Source organism: Pseudomonas sp. PVC-3-1 (assembly GCF_057444315.1).
In genome coordinates, this window is the sequence record NZ_CM172023.1 from 5,926,632 (window position 1) to 5,942,061 (window position 15,430).

Annotated in this window: 13 protein-coding genes; 2 read left to right on the forward strand and 11 right to left on the reverse strand. The window is 62.2% G+C overall.

All coding sequences use genetic code 11. The annotated features are described in order from the left end of the window. Nucleotides 1-12: 12 nt before the first annotated feature. The 11 genes from lpxD to rpsB all read right to left on the reverse strand — a co-directional run bounded on the left by lpxD (nucleotide 13) and on the right by rpsB (nucleotide 11,462). Nucleotides 13-1,074 (reverse strand): UDP-3-O-(3-hydroxymyristoyl)glucosamine N-acyltransferase, encoded by a 1,062-nt coding sequence (gene lpxD / locus AC2T4A_RS27400; protein ID WP_416747675.1) that lies wholly within the window; start codon nucleotides 1,072-1,074, stop codon nucleotides 13-15. Continuing rightward, on the reverse strand, nucleotides 1,074-1,577 hold the full coding sequence (locus tag AC2T4A_RS27405) for an OmpH family outer membrane protein (RefSeq protein ID WP_138522701.1): 504 nt from the start codon (nucleotides 1,575-1,577) through the stop codon (nucleotides 1,074-1,076). The genes lpxD and AC2T4A_RS27405 overlap by 1 nt, the downstream gene beginning before the upstream one ends. A 48-nt stretch (nucleotides 1,578-1,625) precedes the next feature. After that, a complete protein-coding gene (gene bamA / locus AC2T4A_RS27410) occupies nucleotides 1,626-4,013 on the reverse strand; it encodes an outer membrane protein assembly factor BamA (RefSeq protein WP_416747673.1) in 2,388 nt (795 codons plus the stop codon). A 73-nt stretch (nucleotides 4,014-4,086) separates the two neighbouring features. Further along, nucleotides 4,087-5,439, reverse strand: a complete 1,353-nt coding sequence (gene rseP, locus AC2T4A_RS27415) for a sigma E protease regulator RseP (RefSeq protein WP_478377125.1) — start codon at nucleotides 5,437-5,439, stop codon at nucleotides 4,087-4,089. Nucleotides 5,440-5,455: 16 nt separating this feature from the next. Next, nucleotides 5,456-6,646, reverse strand: a complete 1,191-nt coding sequence (gene ispC, locus AC2T4A_RS27420) for a 1-deoxy-D-xylulose-5-phosphate reductoisomerase (protein WP_478377126.1) — start codon at nucleotides 6,644-6,646, stop codon at nucleotides 5,456-5,458. Further along, entirely contained in the window at nucleotides 6,643-7,458 is an 816-nt protein-coding gene (locus AC2T4A_RS27425) for a phosphatidate cytidylyltransferase (protein WP_478377127.1), read from the reverse strand. Before AC2T4A_RS27425 ends, ispC begins: the two co-directional genes overlap by 4 nt. Next, a complete protein-coding gene (gene uppS, locus AC2T4A_RS27430; protein WP_478377128.1) occupies nucleotides 7,452-8,207 on the reverse strand; it encodes a polyprenyl diphosphate synthase in 756 nt (251 codons plus the stop codon). The genes AC2T4A_RS27425 and uppS overlap by 7 nt, the downstream gene beginning before the upstream one ends. 16 nt (nucleotides 8,208-8,223) lie before the next feature. Continuing rightward, entirely contained in the window at nucleotides 8,224-8,781 is a 558-nt protein-coding gene (gene frr, locus AC2T4A_RS27435; RefSeq protein ID WP_045210004.1) for a ribosome recycling factor, read from the reverse strand. Nucleotide 8,782: 1 nt separating this feature from the next. Further along, the gene (gene pyrH, locus AC2T4A_RS27440; RefSeq protein WP_017521181.1) at nucleotides 8,783-9,520 is read right to left on the reverse strand and encodes a UMP kinase; all 738 of its coding nucleotides are present in this window, start codon (nucleotides 9,518-9,520) and stop codon (nucleotides 8,783-8,785) included. A 206-nt stretch (nucleotides 9,521-9,726) separates the two neighbouring features. Beyond that, nucleotides 9,727-10,596: a translation elongation factor Ts gene (gene tsf / locus AC2T4A_RS27445; RefSeq protein WP_416747662.1), complete on the reverse strand. Its 870-nt coding sequence runs from the start codon at nucleotides 10,594-10,596 to the stop codon at nucleotides 9,727-9,729. 125 nt (nucleotides 10,597-10,721) lie between these two features. Further along, nucleotides 10,722-11,462: a 30S ribosomal protein S2 gene (gene rpsB, locus AC2T4A_RS27450; RefSeq protein ID WP_054908326.1), complete on the reverse strand. Its 741-nt coding sequence runs from the start codon at nucleotides 11,460-11,462 to the stop codon at nucleotides 10,722-10,724. 318 nt (nucleotides 11,463-11,780) lie between these two features. Between rpsB and map the strand changes: the two genes are divergently transcribed. Continuing rightward, entirely contained in the window at nucleotides 11,781-12,563 is a 783-nt protein-coding gene (gene map, locus AC2T4A_RS27455) for a type I methionyl aminopeptidase (RefSeq protein ID WP_486742272.1), read from the forward strand. 143 nt (nucleotides 12,564-12,706) lie between these two features. Continuing rightward, nucleotides 12,707-15,406 (forward strand): [protein-PII] uridylyltransferase, encoded by a 2,700-nt coding sequence (locus AC2T4A_RS27460; RefSeq protein ID WP_416747660.1) that lies wholly within the window; start codon nucleotides 12,707-12,709, stop codon nucleotides 15,404-15,406. Nucleotides 15,407-15,430 lie beyond the last annotated feature (24 nt).

Below are 15,430 nucleotides of genomic sequence, written 5' to 3' on the forward strand. Positions count from 1 at the left end.
AAAATGCGTGGATCACGCATCTGATGGAGCGTCTCCGCTTGGGGTCACGGCGGCCAGGCGCTTTTCCAGCTGCTGCAGACGACGGGCCATGTCATCCAGCTGACGAATGCGCGCGGCACTCTTCTTCCATTCAGCCGCAGGCTGCATGGCAGTACCGGAGGAGTAGGAGCCCGGCTCGGTAATCGAGCGGGTCACCATGGTCATCCCGGTGACGAAGACGTTGTCGCAGATCTCGATATGGCCAACCAGGCCCACACCACCAGCGAGCATGCAATGCTTGCCGATCTTGGCGCTGCCGGAAATCCCGCAGCAGCCGGCCATGGCGGTGTGATCACCGATCTGCACGTTGTGGGCAATCATGATCTGGTTATCCAGCTTCACCCCATTGCCCACCAGGGTATCGGACAGCGCACCACGGTCGATGGTGGTATTGGCGCCGATCTCGACGTCATCCCCCAGGGTTACGCCGCCAATTTGCGCGATCTTCTGCCAGACGCCTTTATGGTTGGCGAAGCCGAAGCCCTCACCACCAAGCACGGCGCCGGACTGGATCACCACGCGCTTGCCGATGCACACATCGTGGTAGAGGGTCACACGCGGCGCCAGCCAACCGCCCTCGCCGATCACGCTGCGAGCGCCGACGAAGCAATGGGCACCAATGGTGACATTCGCGCCGATCTGCGCGCCTGCCTCGATCACGGCATAAGGACCGACACTGGCAGTCGCGTCGACCTGGGCACCTTCATCGACCACCGCAGTGGGATGAATGCCCACCGGCGCCTTGGGCTTGCGATCGAACTGGTGGGACAAGCCGGCGTAAGCCAGGTAGGGATTGGGAACGATCAGCGCATTGCCGGTATAGCCCTCGGCATCAGCGGCAGTCAGCAGGATGGCGCTGGCTTTGCTGCCTTCGAGGAACTTGCGGTACTGCGGATTGGCCAGGAAGCTCAGCTGACCGGCGCCTGCATCCTGCAGGGTAGCCAGCCCACTGATGACCTGAGCGGGATCGCCGCGCAACTCGGCATCGAGTTGCGCGGCCAGTTCGGCGAGGGTAAAGGACAGCTCGGTCATCATCAGCGCAGTTGGTTCATGCGCTCGATGACTTGACGGGTGATGTCGTACTGCGGCTTCACGTCGACCACGGCACCACGCTCGACCACGAGGTCATAACCACCTTTCTTGATGGTTTCCTCGACGGCCTGGTCCAGCTTCGGCTTGAGCTTCTTGAGCATGTCGCGGTCAGCGACGGCCTTGGCTTCGTTCAGTTCCTTGGACTGGAACTGGAAGTCACGGGCCTTCTGCTTGAAGTCGCCCTCGGCCTTTTCACGCTCGGCGTTGGACATCTTGCTGCCGCCGTTGACCAGCTTGTCCTGCAGGGACTTGGCGTCGGTTTCCAGCGCCTTGAGCTTGGTCAGTTGGGGGCCGAACTTCTTCTCGGCGTCCACGGCGTACTGCTTGGCCGCGTCGGACTCGAGGAGTGCCATCTGATAGTTGAGCACCGCGATCTTCATGTCGGCGAACGCGGGACTCGCCGCCAGGGCTGCGGTGATCAGGACGAACTGGGTCAACTTACGCACAATGCACTCCTGCACAAAGCATGGTTGTCATTACAACGATACGGCCAATTAGAAGGTCTGTCCCAGGGAGAACTGGAAGATCTGGGTTTCGGCGTTGTCCGGTTTCTTGATCGGAGTCGCCAGGCTGAAGCTCAGCGGGCCCAGAGCGGTGATCCAAGTCAGACCCACACCCGCGGACATGGCCATGTCCTGGAATTTGACGCCGTCACACCCCTGAGTGGTCGATGTCGGGCAATCGGTGTCGAACACGTTACCGATGTCGTAGAACAGGACGGTACGCAGCTGGCGCTGATCCTTCACGAACGGCAGCGGGAACAGCAGTTCGGCGCCACCGGTGATCAGGATGTTACCACCGAAGGCCTCGCGATCCTGATCCGGGTCGGTGTAGCGGCCTTTGCTATCCGGGCCGGGAATCTGATTGCCGTTGGCGTCGCGAGCGATACTCGGGGTACTGCGCGGACCGAGGGAACTATCCTTGAAGCCACGGACCGAGTTGAAGCCGCCAGCGTAGTAGTTCTCGTAGAACGGCAGGCGATCGGTATCGCCATAGGCACCGCCATAACCAAGCTCGGTATGGAAGCGCATGGTGTAGTTCTCAGTCAGCGGCGCAAAGATCTGGCCGCGGTAATCGAGCTTGTAGAACGACAGGTCGCTGCCCGGAATGGTGGTTTCCAGCACCAGGCTCTGCGAGTGGCCACGGTTGGCCAGCACGCCCTTGTTCAGGGTCGACTCGGACCAGCCGATGGACGCCTTGAAGTTGGTGAAGCTGTCGCCTTCCTTGTCGATGAAGTCGAAGATTTCGTCGACGGTGTAGACGCCGGTATCGATATCGTCGCGCTGAACGGTCAGACCATAGGTCAGGCGCGAGGTCTCGCTGATCGGGTAGCCGATGCTGACGCCGGCGCCCAGACTGTTGACCGAGTAGCTGGATACGTCGGTGTCGAGCTCGTCGTAGTCGGTCTTGCGGTAGAAGGCGTTGTAACCCAGGCTCACGCCGTCGACGGTCCAGTAGGGGTCGACGAAGCCGAAGTTGTAGCGAGTCTGGTAGTCGGATTTGGTCAGGCCGATGCTGACCTTGTTACCGGTACCCAGGAAGTTGTTCTGGCTGATCGAGCCACCGAGGATCAGACCGGCGCTCTGGGCGAAGCCCACGCTGGCGGTGATCGAGCCGGACGGCTGTTCTTCCACGCTGTAGTTGACGTCCACCTGGTCGTCGGTGCCCGGTACGGCCGGAGTCTCGACGTTGACTTCCTTGAAGTAGCCCAGGCGCTCCAGGCGCTGCTTGGACTGGTCGATCAGGTAGGTCGAAGCCCAGCCGCCTTCCATCTGGCGCATTTCACGACGGAGCACTTCGTCCTCGGTCTTGGTGTTGCCGCGGAAGTTGATGCGGTTGACGTAGGCGCGCTTGCCCGGATCGACCACGTAGGTGATCGATACGGTCTTGTTCTCGTCGTTCGGCTCAGGAACGCCGTTGACGTTGGCGAAGGTGTAACCCTCGTTACCCAGGCGGCGGGTGATCAGGTCGGAGGTGGTGGTCATCACCTTGCGGGAGAACACCTGGCCTTTCTTCACCAGCAGCAGTTTCTTCACTTCATCTTCCGGCACCTTCAGGTCGCCGGAGAGCTTCACGTCGCTGACGGTGTACTTCTCACCTTCGTTGACGTTGACGGTGATGTAGACGTGCTTCTTGTCCGGGGTGATGGATACCTGGGTGGAAGCGATATCCATGTGGATGTAGCCACGGTCCAGGTAGTAGGAGCGCAGGCGCTCCAGGTCACCGGAGAGTTTCTCGCGGGAGTACTTGTCGTCGTTCTTGAAGAAGGACAGCCAGTTGGTGGTCTTCAGCTCGAACAGGTCGGTCAGGTCTTCCTCGGAGAAGACGGTGTTGCCCACAACGTTGACATGGGCGATGGCCGCCACAGTGCCTTCGTTGATGTTGATCTTCAGCGCGACGCGGTTGCGCGGCTGCGGCACCACTTCAGTTTCGATCTCGGCGGAGTAGCGACCCTGGGCCACGTACTGGCGCTGCAACTCGTTGCGCACGCCTTCAAGGGTGGCGCGCTGGAAGATTTCACCTTCGGACAGGCCGGACTGCTTCAGCCCCTTCATCAGGTCTTCGGTGGTGATGGCCTTGTTGCCCTCGATCTCGATGCTGGAGATGGACGGACGCTCGACCACATTGACGATCAGCACATTGCCATCACGGCTGAGCTGGATGTCCTGGAAGAAACCGGTCTTGAACAGCGAGCGGGTCGCTTCGACCAGGCGGCGATCGTCGATCTGCTCGCCTACGTTCAGCGGCAGGGCCGCGAACACGCTACCGGCAGACACGCGCTGCAGGCCGTTGACCCGGATATCGGAAACAGTGAAGGACTCGGCGTGAACCTGGGCGATCATCAGCGCGGAAAGGGCCGCGGGAAGCAGAAAGCGTTTCATGGAGTCCTTTTATTCCAACTGACAAATAGAGAATCTGCCGCAAGTGGCGGCAGATCCGAAAACCAATGGACGGTTACAGTCGACTCAGATCGTTGACCAGGGCCAACAACATGACCCCGACTACCAGGCTGATGCCAATCTGCATCCCCCAAGCCTGGACCCGCTCCGACAGTGGGCGACCTCGCACCCACTCGACCATGTAGAACAGCAGATGCCCGCCATCGAGGACGGGAATCGGCAACAGGTTGAGAACCCCCAAACTGATGCTCAGATAGGCGAGGAAATGGAGAAAATCCCCTACGCCGGACTGGGCTGAAGCGCCCGCCACTTTAGCAATGGTTATCGGCCCGCTCAAGTTTTTTACCGAGAGCTGCCCGACCACCATTTTCTTTAGAGAATCCAGAGTTAGCAGGCTCATGGACCAGGTTCGGGAGAGCGCCTGCCCCACCGCCGCCACCGGTCCATAGCTCACTTCTCGAAGCATTTCCGGCGGCCACTGGCCGCCAGCGACGCCTGCGCCCAGGTATCCGGTACGGGCCTTGCCCTCTCCTTTGGCCGCCAGGGTCAGGGCCAACGCCTCACGCTGGCCTGCGCGCTCGATGCCCAGGGTCACTTTGCCGTCGGGCATGGCGCGGATACGCGAAACGACTTCTTGCCAATCCGTGACCGATTGGGCATCCAGGCTAACGATTCGGTCACCGATCTTCAGGCCGGCAGCCTTGGCCGGGCCCTTTTCGTCCAATTCGGCGATCACCGGTGCGACAGCGGGTCGCCAGGGCTGGATACCGAGACCGCCAATGGGATCGGGGTTGTCTTCGCTCTTCAGCCAGGATTTGATGCTCACCTGGTGCACAGCAGGCACCGTTGAGCCCTGTTCCAGCACCGAAACACTCAGCTCGCCAGTTTCACCAAGGCGACGCACCAGCTGCAGGTTGACACCACTCCAGCCGTCCACGGCCTCGCCATCCACCGCGACCACTTCCTGGCCGGCCGCCAACCCCGCCTGGGCCGCTGGGCTATCCGCCACCACCGAGCCGATGATCGGCTTGATCTGCTGGCTTCCGAGCATCGCCAGCACCCAAAAGAACAGAATGGCGAGCAGGAAGTTGGCAATCGGGCCCGCCGCTACGATGGCGATTCGCTGGAATACGGTCTTGCGATTGAAGGCGCGGTCGAGCAGCTCGGCAGGGACGTCACCTTCGCGCTCGTCCAGCATCTTCACGTAGCCACCCAAAGGAATAGCGGCGACTACAAATTCAGTGCCCTGGCGGTCATGCCAGCGCACCAGGGGGGTGCCGAAGCCCACGGAGAAGCGCAGGACCTTGACCCCGCAGCGGCGGGCAACCCAGAAGTGTCCGAACTCATGGAAGGTGACCAGTACGCCAAGGGCGACAATCAGTCCCACCACCATATAAAGGGCGCTCATCGCTACCTCCTCGGGCTCAACGCCCGCGTTCCTGCAACCACGCCTGCGCGGCGGCTCGTGCACGCTGGTCAGCTGCCAGCACCGCATCGAGCGATTCGACTGGCGAGCGCGCCTCGCGGTTCAGCACGTCGTCGATGATAACCGGGATATCGGTGAAGCGGATGCGTCGCTCAAGGAACGCCGCAACGGCCACTTCGTTCGCCGCATTGAGCATCGCCGGCACGCTGCCCCCGGCTTCTGCCGCCTGACGCGCCAGACGCAGACAGGGAAATCGCTGCTCATCCGGTGCAGAAAAGTCCAGGCGGGCAATGGAAAACAGATCCAGCGGAGAAACGCCGGAATCGATCCGTTGCGGCCAGGCCAGCGCATGGGCGATGGGGGTGCGCATATCGGGATTACCCAACTGGGCCAACACCGAACCATCGACGTAATCCACCAGGGAATGGATCACGCTCTGCGGATGGATCACCACCTCGACCTTCGAGGGCTGCGCGTCGAACAACCAACAAGCCTCGATTAGCTCCAGGCCCTTGTTCATCATGCTCGCCGAATCGACGGAGATTTTCCGCCCCATCGACCAGTTGGGGTGAGCACAGGCCTGCTCGGGCGATACATCGACCAACTGCTCCAGCGGTGTCTCGCGGAAGGGACCGCCCGAAGCGGTCAGCAGGATGCGCCGAACGCCAACCTCGCCGAGACCGCGAGCGTAGTCCGCCGGCATGCACTGGAAGATCGCGTTGTGCTCGCTGTCGATCGGCAGCAGGACGGCGCCACTGGCCCGCACGGCGTTCATGAACAGCGCGCCGGACATCACCAGCGCTTCCTTGTTGGCCAGCAGCACACGCTTGCCGGCTTCGACCGCCGCCAGCGTGGGCTTCAGGCCGGCGGCACCGACAATAGCCGCCATCACCGCATCTACTTCGGGATGGGCGGAAATCTCGCAGAGACCGGCTTCGCCAACCAGCACGCGGGCATCGAGGCCGGCAGCATTCAGGCGATCTTGCAAGGCACGCGCCTGCTCGAGCTCAGGCACCACGGCAAAGCGTGGACGGTGGCGCAGGCACAGCGTTTCAAGCTCAGCCAGACGAGAGAAGCCACTGAGCGCGAAAACGCGATATCGGTCCGGGTGACGCCCGATGACATCGAGGGTGCTGAGGCCGATCGAGCCGGTTGCCCCCAGCACAGAAATCCACTGCGGATGACTCACGGCGTACCCCAACCCACGGCCCAGAGCAGCGCCGTGAAGACCGGAATGGCTGCGGTCAAACTGTCGATGCGGTCCAGCACACCGCCATGGCCCGGCAGCAGGTTACTGCTGTCCTTGAGGCCCGACTGGCGCTTGAACATGCTCTCGGTGAGGTCGCCGATGACCGACAGGGCTACCACGATGGCCGTACAGGGCAGGGCCAGCAGCAGCTCACGGACGGTCCAGTCACGGTAGATGGAGACAGCGACGGTGATCGCCAGGCACAGCGCCATGCCGCCAAAGAAACCTTCCCAGCTCTTGCCCGGGCTGACGCGCGGGGCCAGCTTGCGCTTGCCGAAAGCCTTGCCGGAGAAGTAAGCGCCGATATCCGCAGCCCAGACCAGCACCATCACGGCGACGATCAGCCAGTTGGAGAGCGGCCACTGCTTGAGCAGGACCAGGCCCTGCCAGGCCGGGAGGAGGATCAGCAGGCCGATCAACAGGCGGCGCCAGCGGCCACCCCAGCTCGACGCGCTATCCGGATAGGTCAGCACCATGACGATAGCCAGAGCCCACCAGAGCAGGGCCAGCACCAGCACGGCCCCCGCCAGCTGCGGCAACCAGGCCAGCACCAGCATCAGCGTAGCGACCACAGCGGCATAGCCGATACGGGCGGGCTGCTCGTTGTAACCGGCCAGACGCGCCCATTCCCAGGCGCCAAGACTCACCACCAGACCGATGAACAGCGAGAACGCCGCACCGTCGAGCAGGAAGAAACCACCCAGCGCGATCGGCAACAGGATCAGCGCCGTGATGATTCGTTGTTTCAACATGACGGGGGTGCCTCGGCCTCGACCTGCTCACTGGTCTTGCCGAAGCGGCGCTGACGAGAGGCGAAGTCCTGCAACGCAGCCTGCATGGCTTCGTGCTTGAAGTCGGGCCAGTAGAGATCGGAGAAATACAGCTCGGCGTAAGCCAGCTGCCAGAGAAGGAAGTTGCTGATACGGTGCTCGCCACCTGTGCGGATGCACAGGTCGGGCAGCGGCTGGTCACCGGTGGAGAGGCAACCCTGAATCAGCTCCGGGGTGATCTCCTCCGCCGCCAGGTGGCCGGCCTGCACTTCACGGGCGAGACGCTGGGCCGCCTGGGTGATATCCCACTGGCCGCCGTAGTTCGCCGCCACCTGCAGCAGCATGCTGCTGCCACCGGCGGTGAGCGCCTCGGCCTCGCGCATCGCCGCCTGCAATTCCGGGGCGAAGCGGCTGCGGTCGCCAATGATGCGCAGGCGGATGCCATTGGCACTGAGCTTGCGCACCTCACGGCGCAAGGCCATGAGGAACAGCTCCATCAGCGCGCCGACCTCATCGGCCGGGCGCTGCCAGTTCTCGCTGGAGAAGGCGAACAGCGTCAGCACTTCGACGCCCGCCTCGGCGCAGGTCTTGATCACTGCACGAACGGCGTCCACGCCGGCCTTGTGCCCGGCAACGCCAGGCATGAAACGTTTCTTCGCCCAGCGATTGTTACCATCCATGATGATCGCCACGTGCCGGGGCACGGGCATCACCTGCTTGGTCTTTTCCATGACGAAAGCCCGGCCGTCAGACGGCCATCAGGTCCGCTTCCTTGGCCTCGAGGGCCTTTTCGATCTCGGCGACGAACTTGTCGGTGATCTTCTGCACGTCATCACCGGCGCGGCGCTCTTCGTCCTCGCTGATTTCCTTCTCTTTCTGCAGGTCTTTCAGCTGTGCCAGCGCATCGCGACGGATATTGCGCACGGATACGCGAGCCTGCTCCGCCTCGGCGCGAGCCTGCTTGGTGAAGCCCTTGCGGGTTTCCTCGGTCAGGGCCGGCATCGGGACGCGGATGGTAGTACCGGCAGTGGCCGGGTTCAGGCCCAGGTCGGAGGTCATGATGGCCTTCTCGACCGCCTGGATCATGCTCTTGTCGAAGACGCTCAGAGCCAGGGTGCGGGAATCTTCCACGGTGACGTTGGCTACCTGACGCAGCGGAGTGTCGGAACCGTAGTAGGACACCATCACACTATCCAGGATGCTCGGGTGCGCACGGCCGGTACGAATCTTGGCGAAGGCATGGCCCAGGGCTTCCAGGGTTTTGCCCATACGATCCTGCGCTTCCTTCTTGATCTCGTTGATCATCTCAATCCTCCTCGATCAGGGTGCCTTCAGCACCACCTACAACAATATTCAGCAGCGCGCCGGGCTTGTTCATATTGAACACGCGCAGCGGCATTTTCTGGTCCCGGCACAGGCAGATGGCGGTAAGGTCCATCACGCCCAGCTTGCGATCGAGCACTTCGTCGTACGTCAGACGTTCGAATTTCTCGGCATTCGGGTCCTTGAACGGGTCGGCAGTGTACACGCCGTCCACCTTGGTCGCCTTCAGTACTACGTCAGCATCTATTTCGATGGCGCGCAGGCAGGCGGCGGAGTCGGTGGTGAAGAACGGGTTGCCGGTACCGGCGGAGAAGATCACCACTTCGCCACTCTTCAGGTGGCGCATGGCCTTGCGGCGGTCGTAGTGATCGGTCACGCCGACCATGGAAATGGCGGACATGACGATGGCGGTGATATTGGAGCGCTCCAGGGCGTCACGCATGGCCAGGCCGTTCATCACGGTAGCGAGCATGCCCATGTGGTCGCCGGTGACACGATCCATCCCGGCTGCGGACAGCGCCGCGCCACGGAACAGGTTGCCGCCACCGATAACCAGGCCGACCTGCACGCCGATACCGACGAGCTGACCGATCTCCAGCGCCATGCGGTCCAGCACCTTGGGATCGATGCCGAACTCCTCGGAGCCCATCAGGGCTTCGCCGCTCAGTTTTAGAAGAATGCGTTTATAGCGAGGTTGACGAGCGCTCAGCTGCTGAGCCATGACCTTTTTCTCCTGCGGCGATTGAATGCTGTGCGCCTTGTGGGCGCCTGGTGGAAAGCTTGGACCAGCCAGCCTTACGGCGCCTTTAAACCCGCCTTGCGGGCCTGCGCCGTGGAAACCGCCCCTTTTGGTTTCCCCAGTTTGGCAAAGAGGCCGCGCGCGTTAGCGGGCAGCCTCTTGCGGGGCGACAGTCGTGAGACTGTCTATTACTGCTTGGAAGCGGCTACTTGAGCAGCAACCTCGGCAGCAAAGTCAGCTTCGACTTTCTCGATGCCTTCGCCTACTTCATAACGAATGAAGGAAACGATTTCAGCGCCGGCTTTCTTGGCCAGGTCGCCGACCTTGACTTCCGGATCCTTGACGAACGCTTGCTCGACCAGGCTGGCCTCGGCCAGGAACTTCGAGATACGGCCTTTGACCATGTTCTCGACGATGTTTTCCGGCTTGCCGGCGATCTTGTCGGCGTTCAGAGCGAGGAAGATTTCCTTCTCTTTGGCGATGGCTTCTTCGGAAACCTGCGACGGATTCAGGAACTGCGGGTTGCTGGCAGCGATGTGCATGGCGATGTCGCGAGCCAGTTCAGCGTTGCCGCCCTTCAGGGTGACCAGAACGCCGATGCGGTGGCCGTGCAGGTAGGCGCCAACCACGTCACCTTCGGCGCGAGCCAGACGACGGATGTTGACGTTTTCACCGCACTTGGCGACCAGAGCTTCACGGGCCGGCTCTTGCTCGGCGATCAGCGGAGCAGCGTCGGTCAGCTTCTGGGCAACAGCCTTGTCCAGGCTGGCAGCCACGAAGTTCTTGAAGTCGTCCTGCAGGGCCAGGAAGTCGGTCTGCGAGTTGACTTCGATGATGGTGGCGGCCTTGTTGTCGTCAGCCACTTTAACGGCGATGGAGCCTTCGGCGGCGATGTTGCCGGCCTTCTTGGCTGCCTTGATGGCGCCGGAAGCGCGCATGTCGTCGATGGCTTTCTCGATATCGCCTTCGGCGGCTACCAGTGCTTTCTTGCACTCCATCATGCCCTGGCCGGTACGCTCACGCAGTTCCTTGACCAGTGCTGCAGTAATTTCTGCCATTTCGAAATCCTCTTGAGTTGCTCTCAAAACCAGATCGCCCGGCTGCCCGGGCGGAATTTACAAGGTGGCAAAAAGGGGGCCTAGCCCCCTTTCCGCGCACCGCAGGACGTCTGGACGTCCTGGAATCAGCCTTCGGCGGATTCGGCCGGCGCTTCTTCTACGAACTCGTCAGCAGTCACGCCACCGGCGTTCTTGCCACGCAGTACGGCTTCGGCCATGGAGCCCAGGTACAGTTGTACGGCGCGGATGGCGTCGTCGTTACCCGGGATAACATAGTCAACACCTTCCGGGCTGCTGTTGGTATCGACGACGCCGATAACCGGGATGCCCAGCTTGTTGGCTTCGGTGATAGCAATGCGCTCGTGGTCAACGTCGATCACGAACAGAGCGTCCGGCAGGCCGCCCATGTCCTTGATGCCGCCCAGGCTGCGATCCAGTTTTTCCAGATCACGGCTGCGCATCAGGGCTTCTTTCTTGGTCAGCTTGGCGAAAGTACCGTCCTGGGACTGAACTTCCAGCTCGCGCAGACGCTTGATCGACTGACGGATGGTCTTGTAGTTGGTGAGCATGCCGCCCAGCCAACGGTGGTCGACGTACGGCATACCGCAACGGGCGGCTTCTTCGCGAACGATCTTGCCGGCGGAACGCTTGGTGCCGACGAACAGGATCTTGTTCTTGCCCTGGGCCAGGCGCTCAACGAAGGTCAGGGCCTCGTTGAACATCGGCAGGGTTTTTTCGAGGTTGATGATGTGGATCTTGTTGCGCGCGCCGAAAATGAACTTGCCCATTTTCGGGTTCCAGTAACGGGTCTGGTGGCCGAAGTGCACACCGGCCTTCAGCATATCGCGCATGTTGACTTGGGACATGATAGTTCCTCGATAAGTCGGGTTAGGCCTCCATGCATCCCAACGGCCAACCCTTCGACTGTGTCGAAAGGCACCCAGGCCATCGTGTCGATGCATGTGTGGGTTAATGCTCGGGAATGGCCGTAGCCTCCAGAGCGGGGCGCTTTATACCACAACCTCGACCAGAACAAAACCCGAAAGGACGCCTGGCATCTCCCCCGCGACCTCATCCGACTACCCCGACGGACGCTCCGCCCTTAATAGAAGGACGCCAAATCTGATAGACTTGCGTATTCCTCTCATTTACCCGCGCGTACGCAGCGCCTGAAGAGAAGTCGCATGACCGTCACCATCAAGACGCCCGAAGACATCGAGAAAATGCGCGTCGCCGGCCGTCTGGCCGCCGAAGTGCTGGAAATGATCGGCGAGCACGTCAAGCCCGGTGTCACCACCGACGAGCTGGACCGCCTCTGCCACGACTACATCGTCAACGTGCAGAAAGCTATTCCCGCACCGCTCAACTACAAGGGCTTCCCCAAATCCATCTGCACCTCGATCAACCACGTGGTGTGTCACGGCATTCCCAACGAGAAGCCGCTCAAGGAAGGCGACATCGTCAACATCGATGTCACCGTGATCAAGGACGGCTACCACGGCGACACCAGCAAGATGTTTTCGGTTGGCAAGACACCGGAATGGGCTGACCGCCTGTGCCAGATCACCCAGGAATGCATGTACAAGGGCATCGCGCTGGTCAAGCCAGGCGCGCGCCTGGGCGATGTGGGCGAAGTGATCCAGAAGTACGCCGAGAAGAACGGCTTCTCCGTGGTGCGCGAATATTGCGGCCACGGCATCGGCAAGGTGTTCCACGAGGAGCCTCAGGTGCTGCACTACGGCCGCGCCGGCACCGGCCTGGAGCTCAAGGAAGGCATGATTTTCACCATCGAGCCGATGATCAACCAGGGCCGCCCGGAAACCCGCCTGCTGGGCGACGGCTGGACCGCCATCACCAAGGACCGCAAGCTGTCTGCGCAGTGGGAGCACACGGTGCTGGTCACCGCCGATGGTTACGAAATCCTGACCCTGCGCAACGACGAAAGCTTCCCGCGCACCTCGGCCTGAGGAGCGGTTTGCAATCTCGCCGACGGCTGGGTAGAACATACAAATCCCGGCCCGGCACAGCCATCGGGCCTGTCGCCATGTGCGCAGACCCGGTTGCCCTCTAGCCCCTGCCCTCCCCTAAGCCATTGATCAGGAAGGCCGCCATGCCGCAGGTGGATCCCGAGTTGTTCGACCGTGGGCAGTTCCAGGCGGAACTGGCCCTCAAATCCAGCCCCATCGCCGCCTTCAAGAAGGCCATTCGCCAGGCCAACGAGGTGCTCGACGCCCGCTTCAACGGCGGCCGCGACATCCGCCGGCTGATCGAGGATCGCGCCTGGTTCGTCGACCAGATCCTGCAGCAGGCCTGGAACCGCTTCGACTGGGGCGACGACGCCGACATCGCGCTGGTCGCCGTGGGCGGCTACGGACGCGGCGAGCTGCACCCCCACTCGGACATCGACCTGCTGATCCTGCTCGACAGCGAGGACCAGGAGAGCTTCCGCGAGCCCATCGAAGGCTTCCTCACCCTGCTCTGGGACATCGGCCTGGAGGTCGGCCAGAGCGTGCGCTCCGTGGCCGAATGCGCCGAGGAAGCGCGCGCCGACCTGACCGTGGTCACCAACCTGATGGAGTGCCGGACCATCTCCGGCCCCGACAGCCTGCGCCAGCGCATGCTCGAAGCCACCAGCGCGAAGCAGATGTGGCCCAGTGGCCAGTTCTACCTGGCCAAGCGCAAGGAACAGATTCACCGCCACACCAAATACAACGACACCGAATACAACCTCGAGCCCAACGTGAAGGGCTCGCCTGGCGGCCTGCGCGACGTCCAGACATTACTCTGGGTCGCCCGACGCCACTTCGGCAGCCTCAACCTGCATGCCCTGGTGCGAGAAGGCTTCCTGGTCGAAAGCGAATGCGCGGTGCTCGCCTCCAGCCAGGAGTTCCTCTGGAAGGTCCGCTACGCCCTGCACATGCTCGCCGGCCGCGCCGAAGACCGCCTGCTGTTCGACCATCAACGGCGTATCGCCGGGCTGCTCGGCTACGAAGGCAACGACGCCAAGCTGGCCGTCGAACGTTTCATGCAGAAGTACTACCGCGTGGTGATGGCCGTTTCCGAGCTCAACGACCTGATCATGCAGCACTTCGAGGAAGTGATCCTGCGTGCAGGGGAGAACGGCCAGATCCAGCCGCTCAACAGCCGCTTCCAGCTGCGCGACGGCTACCTGGAAGTCACCCACGCCAACGTTTTCAAGCGCACCCCGTTCGCCCTGCTGGAAATCTTCGTCCTGCTGGCCCAGCACCCTGAGATCAAGGGCGTGCGCGCCGATACGATCCGCCTGCTGCGCGACAGCCGGCACCTGATCGACGACGACTTCCGCCACGACATCCGCAACACCAGCCTGTTCATCGAGCTGTTCAAGTGCCAGGAAGGCATCCACCGCAACCTGCGGCGGATGAACCGCTACGGCATCCTCGGCCGCTACCTGCCGGAGTTCGGGCTGATCGTCGGGCAGATGCAGCACGACCTGTTCCACATCTATACGGTGGACGCGCACACCCTCAATCTGATCAAGCACCTGCGCAAGCTGCGCCGTCCGGACATGGCGGAAAAGTACCCGCTGGCCAGCAAGATCATGGAGCGCCTGCCCAAGCCCGAGCTGATCTACATTGCCGGCCTCTACCACGACATCGCCAAGGGCCGCGGCGGCGACCACTCGGAACTGGGCGCGGTGGACGCCGAGCACTTCTGCCAGCGTCACCAGTTGCCGCCATGGGACACCAATCTGGTGTCCTGGCTGGTGCAGAACCACCTGATCATGTCCACCACGGCCCAGCGCAAGGACCTCTCCGACCCGCAGGTGATCTACGACTTCGCCCAACTGATGGGCAACCAGACCTACCTGGACTACCTCTACGTGCTCACCGTGGCCGACATCAACGCCACCAACCCGACGCTGTGGAACTCCTGGCGTGCCAGCCTGCTGCGCCAGCTCTACACCGAGACCAAGCGCGCGCTGCGCCGCGGCCTGGAGAACCCGGTGGACCGCGAGGAGCAGATTCGCCAGACGCAGAGCGCGGCAATCGACATCCTGGTACGCGGCGGCATCGACCAGGACGACGCCGAACAACTCTGGAGCCAGCTGGGCGACGACTACTTCCTGCGCCACAGCGCCGCCGACGTAGCCTGGCACACCGAAGCGATTCTCCAGCACCCGGACGACGGCACCCCGCTGGTGCTGATCAAGGAAACCGCCCAGCGCGAGTTCGAGGGCGGTACGCAGATATTCATCTATGCCGGCGACCAGCACGATTTCTTCGCCGTGACCGTGGCAGCCATGGATCAGCTCAACCTGAACATTCAGGACGCGCGGATCATCACCTCCACCAGCCTGTTCACCCTCGACACCTACATTGTGCTCGACGCCGATGGCGGCTCGATCGGCAACAATCCAAGCCGAGTCGAGGAAATTCGCCAAGGTCTGGTCAACGCCCTGAAGGACCCGGACGAGTATCCGACCATCATCCAGCGCCGCGTCCCGCGCCAGCTCAAGCACTTTGCATTCAACCCGCAGGTGACCATCTCCACCGACGCGGCCCGCCAGGTCAGCGTGCTGGAGGTGATAGCGCCGGATCGCCCCGGCCTGCTGGCGCGCATCGGCGGGCTGTTCCTGGACTTCGACCTGTCGGTGCAGAACGCCAAGATCGCCACCCTGGGCGAGCGCGTGGAGGACGTGTTCTTCGTCACCGATGCGCACAACCAGCCGCTCTCCGACCCGGAGCTGTGCAAGCGCATCCAGACCGCGCTGGTGGATATTCTCTCGGACGGCGGCCAGCCGAGCATGCCGGTCCGTATCAGTATCTAGTCCCTATTTTTGTACGCATCAGAA

What these genes read in the sequence shown, in the direction of transcription:
- lpxD (WP_416747675.1), bottom strand. Translation starts at nt 1,074, where the DNA reads ATGATGACCGAGCTGTCCTTTACCCTCGCCGAACTGGCCGCGCAACTC.
- bamA (WP_416747673.1), bottom strand. Translation starts at nt 4,013, where the DNA reads ATGAAACGCTTTCTGCTTCCCGCGGCCCTTTCCGCGCTGATGATCGCC.
- rseP (WP_478377125.1), bottom strand. Translation starts at nt 5,439, where the DNA reads ATGAGCGCCCTTTATATGGTGGTGGGACTGATTGTCGCCCTTGGCGTA.
- AC2T4A_RS27425 (WP_478377127.1), bottom strand. Translation starts at nt 7,458, where the DNA reads ATGTTGAAACAACGAATCATCACGGCGCTGATCCTGTTGCCGATCGCG.
- uppS (WP_478377128.1), bottom strand. Translation starts at nt 8,207, where the DNA reads ATGGAAAAGACCAAGCAGGTGATGCCCGTGCCCCGGCACGTGGCGATC.
- frr (WP_045210004.1), bottom strand. Translation starts at nt 8,781, where the DNA reads ATGATCAACGAGATCAAGAAGGAAGCGCAGGATCGTATGGGCAAAACC.
- pyrH (WP_017521181.1), bottom strand. Translation starts at nt 9,520, where the DNA reads ATGGCTCAGCAGCTGAGCGCTCGTCAACCTCGCTATAAACGCATTCTT.
- tsf (WP_416747662.1), bottom strand. Translation starts at nt 10,596, where the DNA reads ATGGCAGAAATTACTGCAGCACTGGTCAAGGAACTGCGTGAGCGTACC.
- rpsB (WP_054908326.1), bottom strand. Translation starts at nt 11,462, where the DNA reads ATGTCCCAAGTCAACATGCGCGATATGCTGAAGGCCGGTGTGCACTTC.
- map (WP_486742272.1), top strand. Translation starts at nt 11,781, where the DNA reads ATGACCGTCACCATCAAGACGCCCGAAGACATCGAGAAAATGCGCGTC.
- AC2T4A_RS27460 (WP_416747660.1), top strand. Translation starts at nt 12,707, where the DNA reads ATGCCGCAGGTGGATCCCGAGTTGTTCGACCGTGGGCAGTTCCAGGCG.